The following is a 23,473-nucleotide window of genomic DNA, read 5'->3' on the forward strand; positions in this document are numbered from 1 at the left end:
GATGATGAGTAGAAACGAGAAAAATAAAACGTTGTCATCCGCTGCGGTGAAGCGCGCGATAATGGACAGCTTTGTTAAATTAAACCCGGTCACTATGATGAAAAATCCCGTCATGTTCGTCGTCGAGGTCGGCACGGTCATCGTGCTGCTGATGGCGTTATTCCCGAATTATTTTGACTCGAAAGATCGTATTGGCTTTAATATCACAGTATTTTTTATCCTATTGTTTACGGTATTGTTCGCGAATTTCGCTGAAGCGATAGCGGAAGGCCGTGGCAAAGCGCAGGCTGATTCACTTAAGAAGTCGAAGCAGGAAATGACGGCTAATAAGCTTATGGGCAACTCGATTACCGTTATTTCATCGACGGAGCTTCGCAAGGGCGATATCGTTGTCGTGTCCCAAGGCGAAATGATTCCAGGTGACGGAGAGGTAATCGAAGGTTTGGCTTCCGTGGATGAGTCGGCCATTACAGGCGAGTCAGCCCCGGTTATTAAGGAAGCCGGCGGCGACTTCAGCTCCGTAACCGGCGGAACGAGAGTCGTGAGCGACCGGATTACAGTGAGGATGACGAGCGAACCCGGACAATCGTTTATTGACCGGATGATTGCATTAGTAGAAGGCGCGAAGCGGCAAAAAACGCCGAATGAAATTGCGCTTAATACGCTCCTGACCAGTTTGACGATTATTTTCTTAATCGTAGTCGTGACATTGGCTCCAATTGCTAATTATCTCGATATTGAACTAGAGGTTCCGGTGTTGATTGCATTGCTCGTTTGCCTTATTCCGACGACAATCGGCGGTTTGTTATCGGCAATCGGCATTGCGGGCATGGACCGGGTTACGAAGTTCAATGTGCTTGCCATGTCGGGTAAAGCGGTTGAGGCGGCCGGTGACATTAATACGATGATCCTGGATAAAACGGGTACGATCACCTTCGGCAACCGGATGGCAAGCGAGCTTGTTCCGGTTGGAGGAAATGCCATCAATCAGCTGTCGGAATGGGCAGCTATCAGCTCGATTAAGGATGAGACGCCCGAAGGCCGGTCTGTGCTCGAGTGGATGAAGAAGCAAGGCAAGAGCTTTGATGCAACGATAGCGGACGGCGGTGAGTTCGTAGAGTTCAAGGCGGAGACGCGGATGAGCGGCATCGACCTGAAGGATGGCCGCCACGTACGCAAGGGAGCGGTCGATGCGGTTAAGAAATGGGTAGCCGCACAAGGCGGGGAAATTCCGTCCGATCTAGAGCAGGTATCGAACACGATTTCGAAATTAGGCGGAACGCCGCTTGCCGTGGCTGTAGATAATAAAATGTTCGGCGTTATTTATTTGAAGGATACCGTTAAGCCGGGGATGAAGGAACGGTTCGATACGCTGCGCGAAATGGGCATCAAAACGATCATGTGTACGGGAGATAATCCGTTAACGGCTGCGACGATTGCTAAGGAAGCGGGTGTTGATGATTTCATAGCGGAAAGTAAGCCTGAAGACAAAATTGCAGTCATTCGCCGCGAGCAGGCGGAAGGCAAGATGGTCGCCATGACCGGCGACGGTACGAATGATGCTCCTGCCCTTGCGCAAGCGGATGTCGGTCTTGCCATGAACAGCGGTACGATAGCGGCTAAGGAAGCAGCAAATATGGTCGATTTGGACTCCGACCCTTCCAAAATCATTGAAGTTGTAGCCATCGGTAAGCAATTGCTTATGACGAGAGGCGCCTTGACAACATTCAGTATCGCCAACGATATTGCCAAATATTTTGCGATCATTCCGGCTATGTTCATGCTCGCTATTCCGGAGATGGGCGCGCTTAATATTATGAATCTGGGCTCTCCATTGTCAGCTGTGCTGTCGGCGCTTATTTTCAATGCGATTATTATTCCACTGCTCATTCCGCTAGCGGTTAGAGGCGTGAAGTACACACCAATGAGCGGGGCTCGTCTGCTCAGCCGTAACGTATTTATCTACGGGCTCGGCGGCGTCATTGTTCCTTTTGTCGGCATCAAGCTGATTGACTTGATCGTACACATTTGGATATAAATTCATTATTAATGAAAGAAGGCATAAAATATGGACAGTCAAGCAAAATCAGGCTCTGGTAACGGTTTATCTATCCTTTCGGTTTCAATACGCATCAGCATAGTTTTCATGATCATTTGCGGCATTCTATATCCGTTAGCAAGTACGGGAGCAGCGCAGCTGCTCTTCCCGCATCAGGCAAACGGAAGCTTGCTGAAGAACAGCAGCGGCGAGGTGACGGGTTCCGAGCTCATCGGGCAAAGCTTTACGAATCCTAGCTTTTTCCAAGGCCGCGTGTCGAGTATCGTTCATAATGCAGCAGGTTCAGGCTCCAATAACTTTGCGCCGTCCAACCCGGCTTTGATCGAGCGGACGAAAGCATCGATTGAAGAGTGGAAAGCGAACAATCCGGAGGTTCCAATCGATCAGGTTCCGATCGCGCTAATCACGAATTCGGGCTCCGGCCTTGATCCGCACATTACGCCGAAATCAGCGTTGGTTCAAATACCACGAATCAGCAAGCTGACCGGACTTTCGCCAGATGAACTCGAGACGCTCGTTAAGGCGCATACCGAAGGCCGCGATTTGGGAGTATTCGGCGAGGAAAGGGTCAATGTGCTTAAGCTGAATCTTGCGTTAACCGCAAAGCTGGGCAATTAACTTTATCGCTGCTTCATGCCCGCCCGTCGCGATGACGGGTGGGCTTCAAGCATTTAGGAGGAGAAGCCGCCGTGGTTCCATTTCGCAGAAAAACACCGGAAGAACTGTTGCTTTCCATCTCCAAGCTTCATAGGGGAAGGTTGAAAATATTAATAGGCGCCGTTAGCGGTTCGGGGAAAACATATCACATGCTGAAGGAAGGAGCGCAGCTGAAACGGGATGGGATCGATGTCGTCATATGCGCCGTTTCGACGCTGCAAAGGCCGGAAACTCTCGAACAGGTCGGACAGCTTGAGAGAGTTGCGAGCATCCATTGGTGGAAGGACAATCAAGAGCAGAAGGATTTAAATCTGGATGCGCTTATTGAACGAAATCCGGAGGTTGTACTGGTTGACGGACTCGCTCATCGCAATCGTACGGAGGCGAGATTTGGAACACGCTTGGAGGACGTTCTCTTTCTATTAGAGAAAGGGATAAGCGTTATCACGACGATTAATGTATACGAGCTCGAAGGAGCAGATGAGACAGCGTTAAAATGGACGGGCATAAGGGCAGCGTGCACGGTGCCAGCCAATACGCTCGAGCTGGCGGATGAGGTCCGCCTTATCGATGTATCTCCGGAGACGATGCTGAAACGGTTCAAGGACGGTATTCTTGGCGATCGTCCAAATCCGGCTATTTCGATGCGAGGAAATTTAGCGGTGCTGCGCGAGCTGTCACTTCGGCTCGTTGCCGAGGGAGTAAACGACTCGCTAGAGAAGCACCGTGAAGAGCTGGGGCTTACCGGGCCGTCGGGAGCATCGGAACGAATTTTGGTTACAGCGCAATATCATTGGAACGGCTCGTTATATGTGCGCCGAGGTCAGCAAATCGCAAGAAGGTTAAACGGAGATATCGTTGTCGTTTCCTTCGTGAATCCGAAGAAGAGCTTATCTAAGGAAGAGCAAGCCTTCCGAACATCGATTAAGAAACTCACTAAAAAGGTGGAAGGGAAATTCGAGGAGCTTCCGCTGATTAAACGCCGCAGGCTGCCTGCCGCACTTGTCCGTTACGCAGAGGAGCACCACGTGACGCGTATCGTAATGGGCCATTCCAAGCAGAGCAGGTGGCAGCAGCTGTGGCAGGGATCGATTGTCGACGGTATACTGCGCAAGCTTAATCAGGTGGACTTGTTTCTGATGGCGGATCGGGCAGAGCATGAGGACGAACGGATTATGCCGGTCAAGCAAAGAAGAGATTCCGAGAGGGAGCTGTTTCGCAGATTCAGCCCGGAGGAGCGGGAGAGGCAAATCGAAACCATTCGAAGAGGAACATTCCATATTTATATCGGCGCTGCTCCTGGAGTAGGGAAGACATACACCATGCTTTCGGAAGCGAACGCGCTGCTTCGCAAGGGCATCGATATCGTGATTGGTTTACTTGAGACGCATGGGCGGCATGAAACGCAGAGGCAGATTGGGGACCTACCGCTCATCGAGCAGCAAACGATCGATTACCGAGGGACGAAGCTGAAGGAAATGGATGTCGATGCGATCATTCGCCGTAATCCGGACGTTGTGCTTGTTGATGAGCTTGCCCATACTAACGTGCCGGGAAGCTTGCGGAAGAAACGTTACGAGGATGTTATCCATTTGCTCGAAAAGGGCATTTCAGTTATATCAACGATGAATGTGCAGCATATCGAAAGCTTGAACGACGCGGTTAAGCAAATAACCGGCGTGACCGTAAGAGAAACAGTGCCTGACGCCATAATACGCATGGCTAATCAAGTGGAGCTTATTGATGTAACACCGCAAATGCTGCAGCAGCGTATGCGGGAAGGCAAAATTTACGCGATGGCAAAGGTGGACCAGGCGCTGGGCGCTTTCTTTACGACAGGTAATTTAATCGCGCTGCGAGAGCTCGCTTTGCGGGAAATTGCCGATGACGTTGATGAACGGCTGGAGTCATGGGATCGCAACCAGACATTACGCGGGCCTCTGCGAAGGCGGGAGGTTATATTTGTAGGTGTTGATATACGCTCGAACGCCGAACGGCTCATCCGCCGCGGCTTCCGGCTAGCCTATCGGCTAAAGGCAGAATGGCATGTTCATTACGTGCAAGACGGCTCACCGTGGACGGAAGAGATGACGGCCAAGAAAGATGCTCTAGTGCATTTAACAGAACGGCTGGGGGGAGTCTTCGAGATGTCGAAAGCAGAAAGCAGAGCGCACATCGCCGCTACCCTTCTTACGGCAGCCAATCGCTCGAAATCGACGCAGATTATTATCGGACAGTCTGATCGGACGTTTTGGCAGTCCTTGCGGTGGGGTAACATGGTTCGCCAGCTGCTGCAAACGGGCCGCCATATGGATGTACTTATTGTAGCGAATCGCCTCTCTGATAAGTAAAGCAAAGAAGCTCTCCCTCTATTGATAATGGATGGGAGAGCTTCTTTTGTGGCGGTCGGTCCTTCTATTCCAAGCAATAATGAATAATAAAATGATTCCCAGAGTTCCGAATAGCTACTGATTACTTCATTATCATCGAATCGGAGTTATATTAGTAATTTTTTAATATAGCATGACAATTTCATTAAATCGGCGTATTATAATGAACGTGCTTAACCATATTGAGAAAAAAGGAGTTGAGTTCTTTAATGGGTAGTCGAAGTTGCAACGAACCCGAGCCAAGTTCGCAACATGAGGAAGTCATTAACAAACCAATACTCAGAAGATTGATTGCCAAATTGAATATCAACTCTTTTGTATGGCAGGGGCATTTCTGGCTTCCTCACTAATCTGAGGAGGTTATATCAATGTTGAAAATTTATCATACTGACGAGCAAGGAATACTCAAAGAAATTAATGAGATTACTTCCGGGTGCTGGATAAATCTTGTATCTCCAACTGAACAAGAAATGAATCAAGTAGCTGATGAAGCACAAATCCCTTTGGACTTTATCAAAGACCCATTAGATGAAGAAGAACGGTCAAGGATTGAAAATGACGATAATAATGTTCTAATCATTGTAAATATTCCATTGGTTTTGAAAGATGAAAAGGGGATTCCCATTTATGATACGATTCCATTAGGAATGATTATTGCCAATGATTGCTTTATTACGGTTTGCTTAAAAGACAATCCCATTTTCCACGTTTTTGCACAAAATAAAGTGAAAAATTTTTACACTTATAAAAAAACAAGGTTTTCATTTCAAATTCTATATTTAATAGCGACATCTTATCTCAAATATCTAAAACAAATTATTAAAATGACAGACGAAATTGAGAAGAAATTACATCAGTCGATGAAAAACAAAGAACTTTTTTCATTATTAAATATGGAAAAGAGTTTGGTCTATTTTACAACCTCTTTAAAATCTAATAATATTGTTATGCAAAAAATGCTGAAAAGCAAATATATGAAAATGTATGAGGATGACCAAGAATTATTGGAAGATGTAATCGTAGAAAATCAACAAGCAATTGAAATGTCTGAAACCCATACAACAATATTAAGTGGTATGATGGACGCTTTTGCTTCTGTCATTTCCAATAACTTAAATATCGTAATGAAATTCTTGACATCCATTACTATTATTTTATCTTTGCCAACCATGGTGGCGAGTTTTTATGGTATGAACGTCCAAATTCCATTTCAAGATTACCCTTACGCATTTTTTATCGCAATGACCATTTCCGTTATTTTATCAAGTATCACAGCAATTATATTCTGGAAGAAGAGGTTCTTCTAATAGCTTGAACAGCCGATGTTTTCTAAACAGGACATCGGCTTTTAAGCATTATTCTATTTAAACCAACCCTTTCGCCATAGCCAGAATAACATTGTAGACCCAACTCCTAACAAAACCCCTAATACTCCAAAATATCCCCATCGCCAAGTAAGTTCTGGCATATACTCAAAATTCATTCCATAAATGCTCGCAATAAAGGTTAAGGGAATAAAAATGGATGTCATAACGGTTAGTGTTTTCATAATTTTATTCATTCTGTTTGAATTTATTGAAATGTAGCTATCCCGCATATCGGCTGTCATTTCTCGATCAGACTCAATCATTTCGGAAAGCTTCAGCAAATGGTCGTAAATATCGGTAAAGTAAACCAATTGTTCTTTAATTCCATCAATTTTTTCCGAATTAATTATGCGGTAAAGAAGCTCCCTCATAGGTAAGACGGTTTTTCGTAGTTTGAGCAAATTAGAGCGGATATCGAAAATTGTATCCATTAATTTTTCAACGCTTTCGTTAATATCATTGCTTTCAATTTCATTTAATTGGTCTTCTATTTGATACAAAGTTGGAAAATAGTTGTCAACCAATTTGTCCATAATGGTGTAAGCAACATAAATATGATCTTTTTCGGATAAACATTTATGTTCAATTAAGCGGCTCCAGGCTTCATCGATCTCTATGCTATCGAGTAAATGGAATGAAACCACGAAGTTTCTGCCGATAAACAAATCAATTTCTTCGGCTTGCAAAGATTTTTGATTAATGGCATGGAGTACAAAAAAGTGGTCATCATCATAATGGTCTAATTTTGGACGTTGTAAAAAGTGGAGACAATCTTCAATAGCTAAGTGATGAAAGTGGAAATGGGTTTTTAATAATTTTATTTCTTCTTCTGTAGGAGAATTGAAATCAACCCAAAACCACTTATTATTTGAATCAGTAAGGTCGGTTATATGAATATCTGTAATCACTTTCAAGTCGTTGGTTACAGCAATTGTTCGAAGCAAAATTGCACCATCCTCATGTAAAAATCTAATTAAGGATATTATTGCATTAGAAGCTATGATTTATTATTGTTGGGAAACTCGTCATCAAAATGTTCACAGACTGTTCACTTATGTGGAGCTTTCCATTAACTCTATAATAACAAGGGTAAATAGAGAGGATGATGGAAATTGCCAACAACGAAGAAAGAAAATTTTTATTTTGGGTTGATGATGTGCTCTGGGATGGTCGTAGTCATGACATTTTATAATTTAGTTACAAATGGCTTGATCGGCACGGTACCTTTGGAAGGTATACTTATCCAGCTTATTCTGGGCTTTATTACTGCTTTCTTGGTGGAATCATTTATTGTCGGTCCAGTGGCTAAGAAAATTGCTTTATCATTACCATATGACAAGTCTAAAAAGTTATTTGTGATTCTAGCCATCTCATTTTTTATGGTGATTGGAATGGTTCTCTGTATGTCTCTTTTTGGATTGGGAACTGCTTATCTTTCTAACAGCCTGGTAGGAGAACCATTGCTTGAGAGTTACCTTTCGATCGTTTTCAAAAATTTTATTTTTGCTTTTCCGCTGCAACTCCTAATTGTGGGACCGCTTGTTCGGTATTTATTTGTTAAATTCGTTAAAGAAAAAAGCATGACGGAATCTTTAAGCTAATCTATGTTCAACTAACGGGCGGGTGTCTATGGCTTTAGCTCAATAAACAATAGGATAAGGCTGCCACAAATAATCGGCAGCCTCGTCAAGCTATTGAGCAGTTGTTTTAGTGATATGGTATTTATCAAATAAAAGCAGCTACCGATCAGACTCATATACGATACCGAGTTTACGTGCTACGAAAGCAGTCGTACTGGCCTGAAAAACAATCGTAAGCAAAACAGCCATAAACGTCACTGCTGCAATGATTTCTACATGCTCGATACCCGCAGCTGCCACCATACCTGCAAGTGCTGCTGGAATAACTCCTGTTTCTCGCACCCAAAACATGAACAATATCTCATTTCGTTCCCATTTGGCACTCCGATCGAGAAGTGCGCATGCGAGTACGGTCAAAGGCCGGGCGATCAACATGAATATTGCAATGACTGCAACACTTGGCCAGAAATAATGAAGAATAGCCTCTATATTGACTTGGCTGCCTAATAATATAAAAATAAGCATTCGCATCATCAAGGTAAGATTCTCTGAGAAATGATTCATTTCCGATTCCTTTTCCTTCATATTCAGTTTGAACAAAGGAGCATTTCCCCAGATAAGACCAGCTACAAATGTAGCCATAAATCCACTCACGTGGAATGTTTCTCCGAGTAGAAAAGCCCCTAGTGCCGCTACAATCATTGCAATCGTCGTATAATCACGCAATAAGCCTAATGTGCGATGAGATGTCAAGTAGGTCAATAGAAACCCAATGAATAACCCAACAGCAATTCCACCTAACGCAGTGGTCAGGAAATTCATGATTCCGGATGAAATCGTGACTTTTTGCGTTCCCATGATGATCGCCAGGATCGAAAACGTTAGAATTGAACCAGTCGCATCGTTAAAAGCAGACTCACTCTCCACCGTTTCTCTAACCTTAGGCCGGATTTTAACCTGCTTAAATACCGGTATGAGCGTTGCAGGATCAGTGGAAGAGATAATCGCACCTAGTAGAAAAGCATAAATCCAATCTAGTCCAAGCAAGTAGTGCACAGCTGCAGCCACCGCACCACACGTAATCAATACGCCAGGTACACTCAACAGGGATACGGTTACCCAGACTTTAGCAAGCCCCTGCAAACGAATGTTTCTTCCGCCGTCAAATAGGATGAGGGCAGAACCGATAATCAGAATAAATTGATTGGTAAATGATGTACTTGGTTCATTGATCAGATGCAATCCTTGACCTAAAACCATACCAGAAATTAAAAAAACGGCAACGTCCGGTAACTTTACTGCCTTGGCAATTTTTCCGCTTAACACGCCTACAGCATATATTAGAACGAGGAGAAACAGTACATGATGAATCATTATCGTAGTCTCGTTAACCATGCAACTCAGTCCTCCTGTCAGGTATTTATTACACTTTCGAACTTATCAATCTGTTCATTCGTCCCGATAACCACCATAATATCGCCTTCTTCTATAATAGATTCAGCTGTTGGGGCAATTATAATGTCATGCTTATTATTGATCGCTACAACGCTGCATCCATGTCGTGCCCTTGTATCCAGTTCCTTTAACGAATGCCCAGCTATTTTTTTGGATGCAGACAGTTCCGCTATCGTGTATTCCTTGGATAGCTCAATGTAGTCCAGCAAATTTGGAGATACAAGCTGGTTCGCTACTCGTACACCCATTTCTTGTTCGGGATAGATGATACGGTCCACACCCATTTTTTGAAGAACCTTGCCATGCAGTTCCGACAGTGCCTTGGCTACCACTCTTTGTACCCCAAGATCTTTAAGCAGGATCGTGGTCATGATACTCGCTTCGATGTCATCTCCAATTGCGACTACCACACAGTCACAGTTGCGAATACCTATTGCTCGCATTGCTTCTTCGTCTGTCGTATCGGCAATAACAGAATGGGTAAGAAGTTTCCCTACTTCTTCGATAATTTCCTCATCCTTGTCTATGCCCAATACCTCATATCCAAGATCGATAAGCTCCTTGGCGACACTGCTGCCGAACCGCCCCAATCCAATCACCGCATATTGATTTTTTTGCTTCATTGTGTAGTCTCCTTACCCAATTATGATTTTGCCTTCCGGATATTTGTACAATTCCTTCTCTTGTTTAGGGGTTAGCGCATAAGCCAAGGTAAGTGGTCCTAACCTGCCAATAAACATCATACATGCAATTATTATTTTACCTATTACCGAGAGCTCCGGCGTAAGACCCAAACTGAGGCCTACAGTGCCGAATGCTGAGGTCACCTCAAACAGTATTTTTAGAAATTGAGCATCCTCAGTCGTGGAAAGAACCATGGTGACAAAGACGACGAGGAACACGGCAAATATAGTGAGTGTAATTGCTTTATATATCCTGTTCTGAGCTAACCGGTACCGGTATATGGAGATATTGTTCCTGCCGCGGACCATCGCGATCATTGCGCCGATGAGTATCGAAAATGTCGTTGTTTTTATCCCACCACCGGTTGAACCAGGAGATGCTCCGATAAACATAAGGATAATGATAAAAAACTGTGTCGCTTGACGAAGTGCAGTGAGATCCAATGAATTCGGACCGGCGGTACGCGGTGCAACAGACTGAAAGTAAGACGCCAGCAGTTTAGATCCCCAGTCGAGCGGTTGTAACGTGCTCGGATTGCTAAATTCAAATATAAAGATGACGATCGTGCCAATAATAAGTAGAGCAGCGGACATGCTGAGAACAACTTTGGAATGTAGAGAAAGCTTTGTATGTTTAGTACGTTTTCGGAACTCTAAAACATCAGCGATAACAATAAAGCCTATACCGCCGAGTATAATTAAACTCGTTACCACGAAAGTCACCAGAGGATCGGAGACGTAACTTGTAAAACTGCTAAAGGGACCGGTGATTGGGCCAAAAAGGTCAAATCCAGCATTGTTAAACATCGAAATTGCATGCCAGATACCATAATATAACGCTTGCCCAAAGGGCATATCATAGGCAAACCGGATTGAGAGCAGTAAGGCACCGATACTTTCGATGATTAATGCATAGAGCAAAACTTTTCGAATAAGCCGAACAATGCCTTCCATGCTTGTCTGATTCAGTGATTCTTGCAGAATCAATCTTTCCTTGAGGGAAATTTTCCTCCGGAAAACCAATGTGATAAGAGTGCCCATCGTCATAAACCCTAAACCGCCTATCTGGATCAAGGAAATGATGACAATTTCCCCGAACGTGGACCAATGCGTACCCGAATCGACTGTTACGAGCCCGGTCACGCAGGTTGCCGAGGTCGCGGTGAATAATGCATCAATAAATGAAGTGGGTGAACCGTCTTCTGAAGAGATCGGTAAAGTTAATAAAAAGGCACCTAAAAAGATAATACTAGCAAACCCAAGTGCCAATACCTTTGGCGGGGTTATGTGGCGTAGAAGATATTTAAAATTTAACATGACCGACAACTCCTTATATAATCGAAGTACGCTAACGTGTATGTAAGACATTGGATGGAGTGAAGCTGGTTCTATTATGCAATTCCTTTCTCAATTTATACCCAATCGATTAATAATAATAACGAATTCTACATTCTTCCTTATTAAGCACCCTCAATATGATTCAATTCTCTTACTCAGACTCATGAATTCGCAGGATTCCACCTATTTCAGGCAAGGGAATTGAGGCTATTTTCGTAAATTCCCCTCTCGTTAAAAAGAACAAAGAAAACCGAGACAACACCCCTCGAGAAGCGACCGAAAAACTACAGGAATTTTAATGGGACAAGGCTAACGATCTTATTTTTAGGGAGTGGGGGGGGGCGACTTTATGGTAAAAGGATATGATAAACCTGCAACTCTGCAATATTTATTTAATATTGACCAAGAGCTTATGAGTGAGCATGGTATGGGCTTTGATGATTATTTTGGAGGATAGTTAGTGTTTGAAGAAGAGGATGATTACGGGTATACACCTAAAAATGCAATTGTATTTCTTCGAACAGGATCAGATGGAGACCACTTTGCTTTTCTTACCAAAGGAGATTCAGTGAGAACATTAGAAGAATCACCTATTGTATTTATCCAGCCTATGGATCTTGGTGATCGCAATAATCACAGCCGCTTTGCAAAAAAAAATTGATATGCCCCGAATTGTTAATGTTTATGAGTATTTAGTAGATCTAAAGAAAGAATATCAGTAACATACAGACCAGTTCGTCGTACTTATTCCGCTCGGAATGACGAGTGAGGCGGAGTCGTTACTCTCTCGTTTGTTACGCTAACGTGTAAAGATAGCCTAAAAAAGGCAGCGGCAGCCCAGGACAATATTCACCGTCCAAGCTGTCGCTGCCTTTATTTTTTATCAATCTATTACTTTATTTTCATTGAACACTTAATTCTTATAGATATACGGCTTTGCCGGTTTTGGAGGACTCATAAATCGCTTCTAAAATTTGTGATACAACGAAAGCCTGCTCAGGCGTAACGACAGGATCGGTGTCCTCGTCGATCGCTTTCAGCCACATTCTCATTTCGAGATCAGCATCGCTCTCTGTTTTACCGTCGAAGAAAGCAACGCCGCCAGCCTTCAAATCGATCTCTGTCGTGTACAAACGGCTTTGATTTTCGCCATTGATGCGAAGGCCATTCTTCATATCCGCTCCGCCTTCTGTACCAGACAACGTACATTTCGCTTCGTCAACCTCAAGCGTATTGAGCGCCCAGCTGGATTCTAGCACGATTGTAGCGCCGTTCTCCATAACGATCATACCGAATGCGGAATCCTCAACCGTGAATTTCGCAGGATCCCAAGGGCCCCATGCGTTTGCCGCGTTCTCACGCTGCGAAAGCTTGTGATAGGAAGTGCCAAGAACGACTTTTGGCTTGTAGTTGTCAAGCATCCAAAGCGTCAAATCAAGCGCGTGAGTACCGATATCGATAAGCGGTCCGCCGCCTTGCTTCTCCTCATCGAGGAACACGCCCCAAGTCGGTACGGCGCGGCGACGAATCGCATGCGCTTTCGCGTAATAAATGTCTCCAAGCTCGCCTGCTGCGCAAAGCTTCTTCAAATGCTGGCTGTCTGGACGGAAGCGGTTGTTGTAACCAACGGTAAGCTTCTTGCCGCTGCGGCGAGCCGCATCAACCATACGCTGCGCGTCGTGAGCGGTTTTAGCCATCGGCTTTTCACTCATAACATGCTTGCCGGCTTCAAGCGCCGCGATAGAGATATCGGCATGCGAGTCGTTTGGCGTGCAGACATGAACGATTTCAATGGCAGGGTCGGTCAAAAGCTCTTTGTAATCGGTGTATACTTTTGCGCCTTCAGCGCCGTACAAGCCGGCAGCTTCAATAGCGCGGTGCTCGACGATATCGCAAAATGCAACGATTTCAACGTTATCCAGTTTCTTCAGGCTTGGCAAATGCTTGCCGTTTGCAATTCCGCCGCAGCCGATAATAGCAAGTTTATATACTTTAGACATGTTAAATAGCCTCCTAATAGTTATAAAATTTTGTTATTGCAATTGGGTTTGACGAGCGCTCCTACGGTATTCGGAGGGCGTGACGCCAAATTTTTTGCGAAAGACAGCATGCAGATAGTTACCGCCGGCAAAGCCTGCGAGCTTCGCGATCTGTTCGACGGATTGCTCGCTTTCCAGCAGCTCCCGGCATACGACTGCTAATCGAATATCTTCGAGTATGCGGCTGAAGGTATGCCCGTGATGAAGCTCCTTAAATAACCGCTGAATATGCCGCGAGCTGAGGTTAAGCTTGTCTGCTACGTCCTCAAGCGTGATGCTGCCGTCATAGTTCGCGTAAATATACTCCAAGGCAAGCCGGTAACGGTAGGCCTTCATATCACGCGTTGGAAACTGTTTTTGTTCGTTTGCCGTATCGTAAGCGCGTACGGCCCGCAGGAGAATCTGTATTACGGTTTGCTTGATGGTGGTATAACTGCCGACAAAATTATCGCTGCATGCCTGATAAGCTTCCAGGAAACGGGGCATCGCTTGATGCAGATCCGTCGTAGGATAGAGAGGAAGCGAGCGCAGCTTCTCGATGCAATCATGCGCTTCGGCAGCTTCCCAATCGTCGTAAGAATAAGGATCGCTGCCGTTATTCTCGGCATTTCGGTCGATAATATCGACATGAAGACAGAGCTCATCCATTGCTTCAAAGGCATCCGCTTCTTGATAATGCATAATTTCAGGTCCGGTTAAATAAAACATGCCGGGCTTCAGCGCATATTCCTGGTCGACAATAATGACCTTTCCTTTGCCCTGCGGAATGAAATGAAATTCATACTCGGCATGCTTGTGGAAGCCTATGACTCTTCCGGGAGGAAATTGCGTTAAATGGAAGCGCAGCACATGGATGTCGTATTGTCCCCACCTGATGCAGAGCTCCAGGCGCTCAAGCGCATCCTGTCGCTCATGCATCATTTCGTAAGGAAAGTTAGGCATGCTGATTCCTCCTCGGAGTCATCCATTTTCCGTTTACTCTTACTTGATTAGCTCATCAATCCGAATAGCGCGGTGCTCGCGGGCGGAAAGATTTGAAGCTTCCATCAATTTTGTTAAATCGATGGCAAGGCTTACATTCTCATCGGCTGACGTGTCGTTTTCAATATGCTGCACCCATTGATGAAAAGCGCTCTCCCTTGCCGGAGGGATGACTTGTTCTGTCCACTTCTCAGACGAGCCGGCTCCTGAACCGGTAGTGCGAAGCAGCAGCTGGTTCTCAGGCGTGCCGTAAAGCAGCGATCCTTCTGTGCCATGTACCTCCAGCGTAAACGGTGAATGGTTATTAACGAAGCCGGCCTCTACGATTCCGATCGCGCCGGAATCTGAGGTCAAGACCGCAACCGCGTTATCTTCCACTTGTTTGCCGGTGACATAACCAAAATGAGCGGATACCTCTTTAGGCATTTCGTTCATAAACAGTCTGGTCAAATACATCGGATGGCAACCCAAATCGATTAATGCGCCGCCGAGGCATTCCTCTAAGCTGTAGAAATGCTCAGGCAGCCAATTGGCAGTTGCTCCGTTATGTGACAGACGAGCACGTACCAGCGTTATTTTTCCAAGCACGCCTTGTGATAAAATATCACGAATCGCAAGCGTATAGCCATCGTTTAAACGCGGCAGTGATACGGTTAATTTTACATTATTTTTGGTGACTTCATCCAGTATTATGTTTAATTCCTTCAGGGTAGCAGCAATAACCTTCTCGGTAAAAATATGCTTGCCCGCTTTAGCAGCGGCGACGATAACCTCTTGGTGCCTTGCCGTTGGAGCATCAACGATAACCGCGTCAACATCATCGCGGCTCAGCATTTCGTTCAGATCTTCATAAAACGTAACGCCTAGCTTCTCTGCTGCAGCCTGTCCGCGCTGTGCAATTTCATCCCAAACCGCTACGATTTCCGTACCCGGATGCTCCTGAGCTTGCTTCGTATAATCCCATGCGTGCACGTGCCAATAACTGATTTTACCAATTCGAATCATCGGTTCATCTCTCCCTGGGCATCTATTAGTTGTTTCTAATTTCATGTATAAATTTATGACAACAAATATAATTTAACATAGTTCTACACTCATTTTTAGTGTAATTTAATGACTATATATGTGTGAAATTGCGACATGATAACGTTGCGATCATTTATACTGCTTGCGATAGCCGCGCGGTGAATCCCGGGTGATTTTTTTGAACGTTTTCCCGAAATGGGAAAAGTTATCGAAGCCGACCGCGGCCGCAATCTCCGTAATGCTGCTATCGGATTCTCGAAGCAGACGCTGTGCTTCTTTGATGCGCGTGAGAATGACGTAGTCGGAGAAGGTAAACCCGGTTATGTCCTTGAACATGCGGCTTAGGTAGTAAGGACTAATGAAAAAATGCTCGGCAAGTCCGCCTAGACGAAGCGGTTCTGCGAAATGAGCGTTAATATAGCGGATCACCTCAGAGATTTTGGCATGCATCGGCGTTGCATGATGAAGCGGGGCCGGATCATGCTGCTCGATATATCTAGCTGCGCTTAGCAGCAGTCCGGTTAAGGCGTAAGCCGGAAAAAGCTCATAGCCTGCGGGCTCCTCTTTCATCTCCGAAACCATGCGCCTCATTAGCTGTTCGAGCGCTAGCTGCTCCTGCCTTGGCAGACGAATGATATGGAATTGCTGATTGAATGGGGTTAACAGCAGTTCTGTATGCTTTCCCGCCAAGCTGAGAAGTTTCGCATCATTAAAATGAAAGATCAGCCTTTCATGCGAGCCGCTGCCTGCCTGCATCGTTTTGTGAAGCTCATGCTTGTGTATAAAGACGAGATCGCCTTGCTCAATCGAATAGGAACGATCCTTGATAAAATAGATCCGCTGTCCAGACAGCATATAGTAGATTTCATAATAATCATGGTAATGGTCATTTTCCATCGTAAAGGGCGCAGAACGTTTCGTATATTCCACAAATAGCTCGGGTGTGGAGCCGAAGCTGTATAATTCCAGTTCGTTAATCATTTTATGCAAGCTCCTTACACATACCGCAAGAAAAGCGGTGTTATATGAAAATAAAGCATGATATGCAGAGAATTATAGCACTCTCATGCGGTAACATGAAAGTAAGCAATTTTAGGGAGGAATGATAATAATGACAAAAAAACGATACGTGCTGGTAGGCAGCGGCGGGAGAGCTGAATTTTTTTACGGTGCGCTTGCAACCGATTTCAGAGAGACATCCGAGCTGCTGGCTTTTTGTGATATCAACCAAACGAGAATGGACTATGCGAACCGCATTTTAGTGGATAAATATAAATATGAGGCAGTAAGAACGTACAAATCAAATGAGTTCGACCGGATGATCGAGCAGGAGAAACCGGATGCGGTTATCGTTACGAGCATGGACCGTACGCATCACACATACATTATTCGTGCGCTGGAGCTCGGTTGTGATGTCGTGACGGAGAAGCCGATGACGGTTGACGAGAATAAATGCCAAGACATTTTGGACGCGGTGGAACGGACGGGCCGCAATGTGCGGGTAACGTTCAACTACCGGTATGCGCCGCATCATACGAAGGCTAGAGAGCTTATCGCGAACGGCGCCATTGGCAAAGTGACCTCTGTTCACTTCGAGTGGCTGCTGAATACGCAGCATGGCGCAGACTACTTCCGCAGATGGCATCGCAATAAACAAAACAGCGGCGGCTTGCTTGTGCATAAATCGACGCATCACTTCGATCTCGTTAACTTCTGGATCGGGTCGCAGCCGGAATCCGTATTTGCTTTTGGCGATTTGCTGTTCTACGGCCGTGAAAATGCGGAGCAGCGCGGGGAAACGCAATTCTATGAGCGCGCGACAGGAAATCCGATTGCCGAGAACGATCCTTTTGCGCTACACTTGGATAAAAATGACCATTTGAAAGCGATGTATTTGGATGCGGAACACGAGGACGGCTATCGCCGCGATCAGAGCGTATTCGGTGACGGCATTAATATCGAAGACACGATGGGTGTGCTTGTCCGTTACAAAAACAACGCCATTCTGACGTATTCCTTAAACGCTTACTTGCCTTGGGAAGGTTACCGTATTGCGTTTAATGGAACGAAGGGGCGCCTTGAGATGAATATCGTCGAGCAATCGTACGTCAATTCAGGCGGCAAGAAAGCAGATGAAGGCGCTTTAAAGGAGAAGACGATTAAGGTGTTCCCGATGTTTGGTGCTCCTTACGAGGTTGAGGTGGAGGAAGGCGTAGGCGGTCACGGCGGCGGCGATCCTGTATTGCTGAACGACTTATTCGGAACGCCGGTGGAGGATCCTTTCAATCGGGCAGCTAATCATATTGACGGAGCCAGGTCGATTCTAACGGGCATTGCCGCTAACCGTTCCATTCAAACGGGGTTGGCCGTTCAGATCGACGACCTTGTGAAATTCCACAAATAGTGTTCAGGGGGAAAGCTGAAATGAAGCCATTTATGGACGACAATTTTTTGCTATCGAATGAAACGGCGGTTAGGCTTTATCATGATTTTGCTAAGGACATGCCTATTATTGATTATCACTGCCATCTAAGCCCGCAGCAAATTTTGGAGAATACAAGCTTTGAGAACCTGACGGCGGCTTGGCTCTACGGCGATCACTACAAATGGCGGGCTCTGCGCGCGAATGGCGTGGAGGAACGTTATGTAACAGGCGGAGAAGGCGTAACCGATTACGATCGTTTCGAAGCATGGGCCAAAACGGTTCCGCAAACCATCGGAAATCCTTTGTATCAATGGTCGCATTTGGAGCTTCGCCGTTATTTCGGCGTAAACGAGCTTATTAATGAAAAAAATGCGCCGGCGATTTGGGAGAAGGTCAATGCAAAGCTGGCGACGGGCCAGTTCAAGGCACGTGATTTGATCAAAATGTCGAACGTAGAGGTCATTTGTACGACGGATGATCCGGTTGATACGCTCGAGTATCATATAGCGATTAAGGAATTAGAGGATTTTAACGTGCAGGTGCTGCCATCCTTCCGTCCGGACAAGGCGCTTGAAATAAACCGCGCAACGTTCCTGGATTGGGTGGGCAAGCTTGGCGAAGCGGCTTCTGCCAGGATTGACAGCTATGATGCGCTGCTGGACGCGCTTGCTGCACGGGTGAAATTTTTTGACGAGGTCGGCTGCAAGGTTTCTGACCATGCGCTGGATTATGTGGCGTATGCGGAGACGACGAAGGCTGCCGCTGCCGCTGTTTTTGCCAAAGCCTTGAATGGGGAAACAGTAAGCTTGGAGGAAGAAAAGCAGTATAAAACATTTACGCTGCTCTTCCTTGGCCGCTTATATGCGGAGCGCGGCTGGGCGATGCAGTTCCACATTAACGCAGCAAGAAACAACAGCTCCCGCATGCTCGGCAAGCTTGGACCCGACACTGGCTTCGATTCCATCAATGACAGCGCAGTGGCTTATCCGCTTGCAAAGCTGCTTGATGCGCTGGATGCGGATGACGCGCTGCCGAAAACCATTGTTTATTCGCTAAACGCGAAGGATAATGATGTGCTCGGCTCGATTATCGGCAGCTTCCAAGGCGGCGGAGTGCCGGGGAAAATCCAGCTTGGCTCGGCTTGGTGGTTTAACGATACGAAAAATGGCATGCTGGACCAGATGAATGCGCTTGCGAATTTAGGTCTGCTTAGCCGGTTTGTCGGAATGCTGACCGATTCACGCAGTTTCCTATCCTACACAAGGCATGAATATTTTAGACGCATCCTTTGTAATTTGCTTGGCGAATGGGTGGAAAACGGCGAGGCTCCGCACGATATGGAGCTGCTCGGGGACTTGGTTCAAAACATCTCCTACCGCAATGCGAAAGCATACTTCGGATTTTAAATGAAAGAAACGTTCTGCAATTCCGCTAGCTCGGCGGGGGCTGCGGAACGTTTTTTGTATCGAGCCGGTAAGCGGCCATTAAATATTTAAGCATTTGGGGTCCGGCGATATTGGCGGCCATTCCGAACAGCTCGGAATGGGCCAATTTTCTGCATAGCAAATAAAACGCTGTACCGCCGATGAGCTCGAAGGCCAGAAACTCCTTCCATTTCCAAGCGGGTATGACGTAAATTTTAAATTCATTGTTTTTTACGGTCCTTGTACGCAAAATGGTAGCCCTCCTGCTGATTAGGCGCATTACAACCGTATCTAATTTATGCGCAAGTGCTTATCCATCATGCATAGCGAGCGGCGAATTAATAGTGATCGGAGAAGTGAACGAAATGAAAAAAACAGCTTTTGTAACGGGCACGGATCGCGGGGTAGGTCTCGCCCTTGTGAAGGGCTTGCTGGGGCAGGGCTTTCATGTATTTGCGGGACAATACGCGGATGAAGCGCCGGAGCTTCAAGCACTGAAAGAAGTGCATGCTGATCAGCTTTGTCTGCTGCCTCTAGATATCGCGAGCGATGAGAGCGTGGCAAGGGCATTTGAAGCGGCGTCCGGGAAAACGGATCAGCTTGATTTGTTAATCAATAACGGCGCTATACTCGGCGACATTGGAGCTAACGTGCTGGATCCGCTTAATTATGCGGAGATGATGGACGTCTTCAACGTGAACACGCTGGGCAGCCTTCGGATGAGTCAAACTTTTATGCCATTGCTGCTGAGGGGCGAATCCAAATTTCTTATCAATATTTCTTCGGAGGCAGGCAGTATTGGCGATTGCTATCGCGACAGCTGGTTCGCATACTGTATGTCGAAGGCGGCGCTTAATATGCAGTCCAAGCTGATCCATAACGGAATCAAGCAGCAGGGCGGACGCGTATTAGTCGTACATCCGGGCTGGGTGCAAACTTTTATGCAGGGCAAGCTTGATGCAGATGCCGCGTTAACGCCCGAGCAGTCAGCGGGTGCCATCCTGCAGCTAATCGAGGCGCGGCTGCGACTGCCGGCGGCCGGGACTGAGTGCGAGTATGTAGATTACGCAGGCAATGCGCTTAATTGGTAGAGGTTAAGGCTGGTTCGACAGCGGGGGGCGAGTAAGGTTTTTTTACATTTGAAAATATAGATTTAACCTTATGCAATGCTTATATTTCACAGCGAAACTAGCTTCTATCGCCAAGGGAGGCATCTGCCATTTAGCTAGGCAGGGCAGCAGCTTATGAGTTTTGTTGGGAGTTGGTGCGGTGCAAATTTCTAATTGAAGCTAGGGAGGCCTACATTGCAGTTCGTACAATAGAATGGCGCCAGAACAGCAGCTTCTTCTCATACACTGTAGTTTTTACAACGGATTTTTTATAAACGACTCCTATTCCGGGAAAATGGGTTCAATTGTTATGTTCTGCTGTATTTTATGCAACGCAGCTTCGAAGAGAGGCGAATAACAGGGATTCCGCTGTACTTTCTGCATTGTAGGACTGGAAGGGGAGCAAGCATGATCGTATTGTATTTGCAGAAAAGCAGCCGATTAGCGACTTGGTACCGATTTGAATGTTCATCTCATAGGAAACAGCTCGTATCGATGTACTTGTCGTAAGCAGTACATCAATATAAGAGCCTGGTTATTCCCGCTATTAAGGTGAAGCCATGCAAAAATGATTTTAGGATGGTGGGATAGCGTGACGGATTTGCGTCCATTTATTGCTCGAGTGATGAAAACGCTGGAGGCTCATCGTTTCCATGAGGAGAGCCGAGCCTATGCCAGGCATTTAGCGCAGCTTGAGCAGGGAAATACGAATGAGGATGTTTACGGAACGGCAGATGCTGCCATTATTTTATATACGCTGAATGCACTGCCGCAGCTTCCGGCAGAGAAAAAGCTTTGGATTGCTGTTCTGCAGCAGCACCAGTCGGAAAATACCGGCGTATTCGCAGGCCAAGGCCATAATGAGATTCATAGTACGGCGTTTGCGCTATCGGCATTGGAGCTTTTTGACGGGAAAGCTGGGTTTCCGCTTGTTCGATTCAAAGAGCTGATGGACAAAGAACAAATTGCGCCGTTTCTTGAGAGCCTGGATTGGCGAGATCAGCCTTGGGGCGAGTCATTAAAGGGTGCCGGCATTTATGCATGCTTGGTTCTGTCGGAATCCGTCGATGAAGCGTGGGAGCGGGAATACTTCGATTGGCTGCTTCAAAATGCTGATCCGCTGACCGGTTTATGGCGTAAAGGTTGCGTAAAGCAAGCAGACGGAAGTCCAGTGAATGCGCCGTTGTTCCACCATATTGCAGGCAGCTTTCATTATTTGTTCAACCTCGCTCATCGAAAGGAGCAAATCCCATATCCGGAGCGTGTGATAGACACCTGCCTGGAGCTGTATCAAAGTGGTGAGCTGGAGCTGCCCGAAGAGGTATTTTCCTATTTCCATATTGACTGGGCCTATACGATTCTTTGCTGCTTGAAGCAAACGGCTTCTTACCGCAAAGAGGAATGCAAGGCCGCCGTAAAAGGCACTTCGCAGCGCTTTATCGAGAATCTGGCCCAGCTTGGCACCGAATCGGATGAGCCCTTCGACGACCTGCATTCATTATGCGGAGCGGTATGCGGCTTGGCTGCGATTCAGCAGCTGATCCCCGGGCTCATTCAAACCGATGAACCGCTGCAGCTCGTACTGGACCGCAGACCTTTTATTTGAAATTTTATCTTGATCCGCTGCTTTTTCACCGTAAACGAGCTTTCGCCGCCAAGCGCTGTGTCGGCTGTTTACGCTTGAAGCATCAACCCGGCTGCAGCTTTCCGAGCGCGTGACGCATAATGCCCAGCATATCATCGATGTTCTGCTGCGTTACGATTAACGGAGGCACGAGACGAATCGTAGATGAGTTAGGCGAATTAATGAGCAGACCTTCATGCAGGCAAGCTGCTGCGAGTTCGGTGGCTGCACCCTCGGGTAAGTCGAACGCAATCAGCAATCCTTTGCCGCGAATGTTCGAAATAGGGAAGCTGCATGCAAGATCATGCAGTCCATCTACTAAATATTGTCCCTGCTTCTTCGCATTTACGGCTAAGTTTCGTTCAAGAAGCTCCTTCAGCACGGCATAGCCTGCGGCCATCGCGAGCGGAGCACCCGTATAGGTTCCGCCTTGATCACCGGGCTCGAATAGATCGTATTTGTTCAGTGTGAGCATCGCCGATAACGGAAATCCGCCGCCGATCCCTTTGCCGAGCGTCATGACATCCGGTTGAATGCCATAATGCTCATAGGCAAAGAGTTTGCCCGTTCTGCCCATCCCCGTCTGGATTTCATCGAAAATAAGCAGCATGCCATACATGTCACAAATTTTGCGCAATCCGTATAAATAAGATTCCGATACCGAATGAACCCCTCCCTCGCCTTGTACAAGCTCGACCATGATCGCGCAGGTTTGATTGGTAACCGCGGCGAAGCAGGCATCGAGGTCGTTGATCGGCACATGCTTGAATCCATCTACTTTGGGAGCAAAAAGTTCCTTCCACTGCTCTTTACCGGTAGCCGACATCGTTGCAAGCGTTCGTCCGTGAAAGCTGTTCGTTAGCGTAATAATCTCATAGGCTCCGTTAAGGTTGACCGCACCATGCTTTCTGGCCAGCTTAATTGCGCTCTCGTTCGCTTCGGCGCCGCTGCTGGCGAAGAATGCTTTATCCATCCCGCTGACGCTGGTAAGCAGTTCGGCGAATTCAATCATCGGCCGATTGTAGTAGCCGGGGCTAGCGTGAACTAAAGTGGCTGCTTGGCGCGATAGTGCTTCCTGCAAGGCCGCTGGAGAATGACCAAGGCTTGTGACGGCCCATCCGCCGACAAAATCCAAATAACGTTTTCCATCCGTGTCCCAAAGATGCATCCCTTCGCTGCGCTCCATCACGATCCCGGGACGACGTGCCGTAAATAAAACCGATTTCTCCGCTGTTTCGAGCAATGCTGACGTTAATGATTTTTCTAATTGAATCATGACGAGCCTCCCGGTTATTCATTGTTTTGTATAAATATAC

20 protein-coding genes are annotated in these 23,473 nt (G+C 46.4%); 10 read left to right on the plus strand and 10 right to left on the minus strand.

Features of this window, described 5'->3' with window-relative positions:
• The first annotated feature begins 4 nt into the window (after positions 1-4).
• The 4 genes from kdpB to RCO25_RS15255 all read left to right on the plus strand — a co-directional run bounded on the left by kdpB (position 5) and on the right by RCO25_RS15255 (position 6,413).
• Entirely contained in the window at positions 5-2,038 is a 2,034-nt protein-coding gene (gene kdpB / locus RCO25_RS15240; RefSeq protein WP_308997121.1) for a potassium-transporting ATPase subunit KdpB, read from the plus strand.
• A gap of 30 nt (positions 2,039-2,068) precedes the next feature.
• Entirely contained in the window at positions 2,069-2,677 is a 609-nt protein-coding gene (gene kdpC / locus RCO25_RS15245; RefSeq protein WP_308996997.1) for a potassium-transporting ATPase subunit KdpC, read from the plus strand.
• Positions 2,678-2,748: 71 nt separating this feature from the next.
• Positions 2,749-5,067 carry a histidine kinase gene (locus RCO25_RS15250; RefSeq protein WP_308996998.1) on the plus strand — a complete coding sequence of 773 codons (2,319 nt, stop codon included), beginning with the start codon at positions 2,749-2,751 and terminating at the stop codon, positions 5,065-5,067.
• A gap of 407 nt (positions 5,068-5,474) precedes the next feature.
• Complete coding sequence (locus tag RCO25_RS15255; RefSeq protein ID WP_308996999.1) at positions 5,475-6,413, plus strand: magnesium transporter CorA family protein; 939 nt, start codon at positions 5,475-5,477, stop codon at positions 6,411-6,413.
• 53 nt (positions 6,414-6,466) lie between these two features.
• Here the strand turns inward: RCO25_RS15255 and corA are convergent, their stop codons facing one another.
• A complete protein-coding gene (corA, locus tag RCO25_RS15260; RefSeq protein ID WP_308997000.1) occupies positions 6,467-7,417 on the minus strand; it encodes a magnesium/cobalt transporter CorA in 951 nt (316 codons plus the stop codon).
• A 168-nt stretch (positions 7,418-7,585) separates the two neighbouring features.
• Here corA and RCO25_RS15265 point away from each other — a divergent pair, with 168 nt between their 5' ends.
• Positions 7,586-8,074 carry a DUF2798 domain-containing protein gene (locus RCO25_RS15265; RefSeq protein WP_308997001.1) on the plus strand — a complete coding sequence of 163 codons (489 nt, stop codon included), beginning with the start codon at positions 7,586-7,588 and terminating at the stop codon, positions 8,072-8,074.
• 138 nt (positions 8,075-8,212) lie between these two features.
• Here RCO25_RS15265 and RCO25_RS15270 read toward each other — a convergent pair whose 3' ends face one another.
• From RCO25_RS15270 to RCO25_RS15280, 3 genes are read right to left on the minus strand one after another with little or no spacing between them, the layout of a single operon-like run.
• On the minus strand, positions 8,213-9,448 hold the full coding sequence (locus RCO25_RS15270; RefSeq protein ID WP_308997002.1) for a cation:proton antiporter: 1,236 nt from the start codon (positions 9,446-9,448) through the stop codon (positions 8,213-8,215).
• Between the two features lie 17 nt (positions 9,449-9,465).
• On the minus strand, positions 9,466-10,131 hold the full coding sequence (locus RCO25_RS15275; RefSeq protein ID WP_308997003.1) for a potassium channel family protein: 666 nt from the start codon (positions 10,129-10,131) through the stop codon (positions 9,466-9,468).
• Positions 10,132-10,143: 12 nt separating this feature from the next.
• Positions 10,144-11,508, minus strand: coding sequence for a TrkH family potassium uptake protein (locus RCO25_RS15280; protein WP_308997004.1), 1,365 nt, complete (start codon positions 11,506-11,508; stop codon positions 10,144-10,146).
• A 481-nt stretch (positions 11,509-11,989) separates the two neighbouring features.
• On the opposite strand from RCO25_RS15280, the gene RCO25_RS15285 reads away from it, so the two are divergent.
• Positions 11,990-12,190 carry a hypothetical protein gene (locus tag RCO25_RS15285; protein WP_308997005.1) on the plus strand — a complete coding sequence of 67 codons (201 nt, stop codon included), beginning with the start codon at positions 11,990-11,992 and terminating at the stop codon, positions 12,188-12,190.
• A gap of 259 nt (positions 12,191-12,449) precedes the next feature.
• On the opposite strand, the gene RCO25_RS15290 is transcribed toward RCO25_RS15285, so the two are convergent.
• The 4 genes from RCO25_RS15290 to RCO25_RS15305 all read right to left on the minus strand — a co-directional run bounded on the left by RCO25_RS15290 (position 12,450) and on the right by RCO25_RS15305 (position 16,556).
• On the minus strand, positions 12,450-13,529 hold the full coding sequence (locus RCO25_RS15290; protein WP_308997006.1) for a Gfo/Idh/MocA family protein: 1,080 nt from the start codon (positions 13,527-13,529) through the stop codon (positions 12,450-12,452).
• Between the two features lie 33 nt (positions 13,530-13,562).
• Entirely contained in the window at positions 13,563-14,510 is a 948-nt protein-coding gene (locus tag RCO25_RS15295) for an AraC family transcriptional regulator (protein ID WP_308997007.1), read from the minus strand.
• Positions 14,511-14,549: 39 nt separating this feature from the next.
• Positions 14,550-15,554, minus strand: coding sequence for a Gfo/Idh/MocA family protein (locus RCO25_RS15300; RefSeq protein ID WP_308997008.1), 1,005 nt, complete (start codon positions 15,552-15,554; stop codon positions 14,550-14,552).
• Between the two features lie 150 nt (positions 15,555-15,704).
• Complete coding sequence (locus RCO25_RS15305) at positions 15,705-16,556, minus strand: AraC family transcriptional regulator (RefSeq protein ID WP_308997009.1); 852 nt, start codon at positions 16,554-16,556, stop codon at positions 15,705-15,707.
• 127 nt (positions 16,557-16,683) lie between these two features.
• On the opposite strand from RCO25_RS15305, the gene RCO25_RS15310 reads away from it, so the two are divergent.
• Together RCO25_RS15310 and uxaC are read left to right on the plus strand one after the other, a co-directional pair.
• Positions 16,684-17,979 carry a Gfo/Idh/MocA family protein gene (locus RCO25_RS15310; RefSeq protein ID WP_308997122.1) on the plus strand — a complete coding sequence of 432 codons (1,296 nt, stop codon included), beginning with the start codon at positions 16,684-16,686 and terminating at the stop codon, positions 17,977-17,979.
• A gap of 20 nt (positions 17,980-17,999) precedes the next feature.
• Entirely contained in the window at positions 18,000-19,406 is a 1,407-nt protein-coding gene (uxaC, locus tag RCO25_RS15315) for a glucuronate isomerase (protein ID WP_308997010.1), read from the plus strand.
• 25 nt (positions 19,407-19,431) lie between these two features.
• On the opposite strand, the gene RCO25_RS15320 is transcribed toward uxaC, so the two are convergent.
• Positions 19,432-19,674, minus strand: a complete 243-nt coding sequence (locus RCO25_RS15320; protein WP_308997011.1) for a hypothetical protein — start codon at positions 19,672-19,674, stop codon at positions 19,432-19,434.
• Between the two features lie 115 nt (positions 19,675-19,789).
• Here RCO25_RS15320 and RCO25_RS15325 point away from each other — a divergent pair, with 115 nt between their 5' ends.
• The gene (locus RCO25_RS15325) at positions 19,790-20,515 is read left to right on the plus strand and encodes an SDR family oxidoreductase (RefSeq protein WP_308997012.1); all 726 of its coding nucleotides are present in this window, start codon (positions 19,790-19,792) and stop codon (positions 20,513-20,515) included.
• A gap of 586 nt (positions 20,516-21,101) precedes the next feature.
• Positions 21,102-22,139 (plus strand): hypothetical protein, encoded by a 1,038-nt coding sequence (locus RCO25_RS15330; RefSeq protein WP_308997013.1) that lies wholly within the window; start codon positions 21,102-21,104, stop codon positions 22,137-22,139.
• A gap of 82 nt (positions 22,140-22,221) precedes the next feature.
• Here RCO25_RS15330 and RCO25_RS15335 read toward each other — a convergent pair whose 3' ends face one another.
• Entirely contained in the window at positions 22,222-23,433 is a 1,212-nt protein-coding gene (locus tag RCO25_RS15335; protein WP_308997014.1) for an aspartate aminotransferase family protein, read from the minus strand.
• Positions 23,434-23,473: the final 40 nt, after the last annotated feature.

The organism is Paenibacillus sp. LHD-38, assembly GCF_031157315.1.
GTDB lineage: Bacteria > Bacillota > Bacilli > Paenibacillales > Paenibacillaceae > Pristimantibacillus.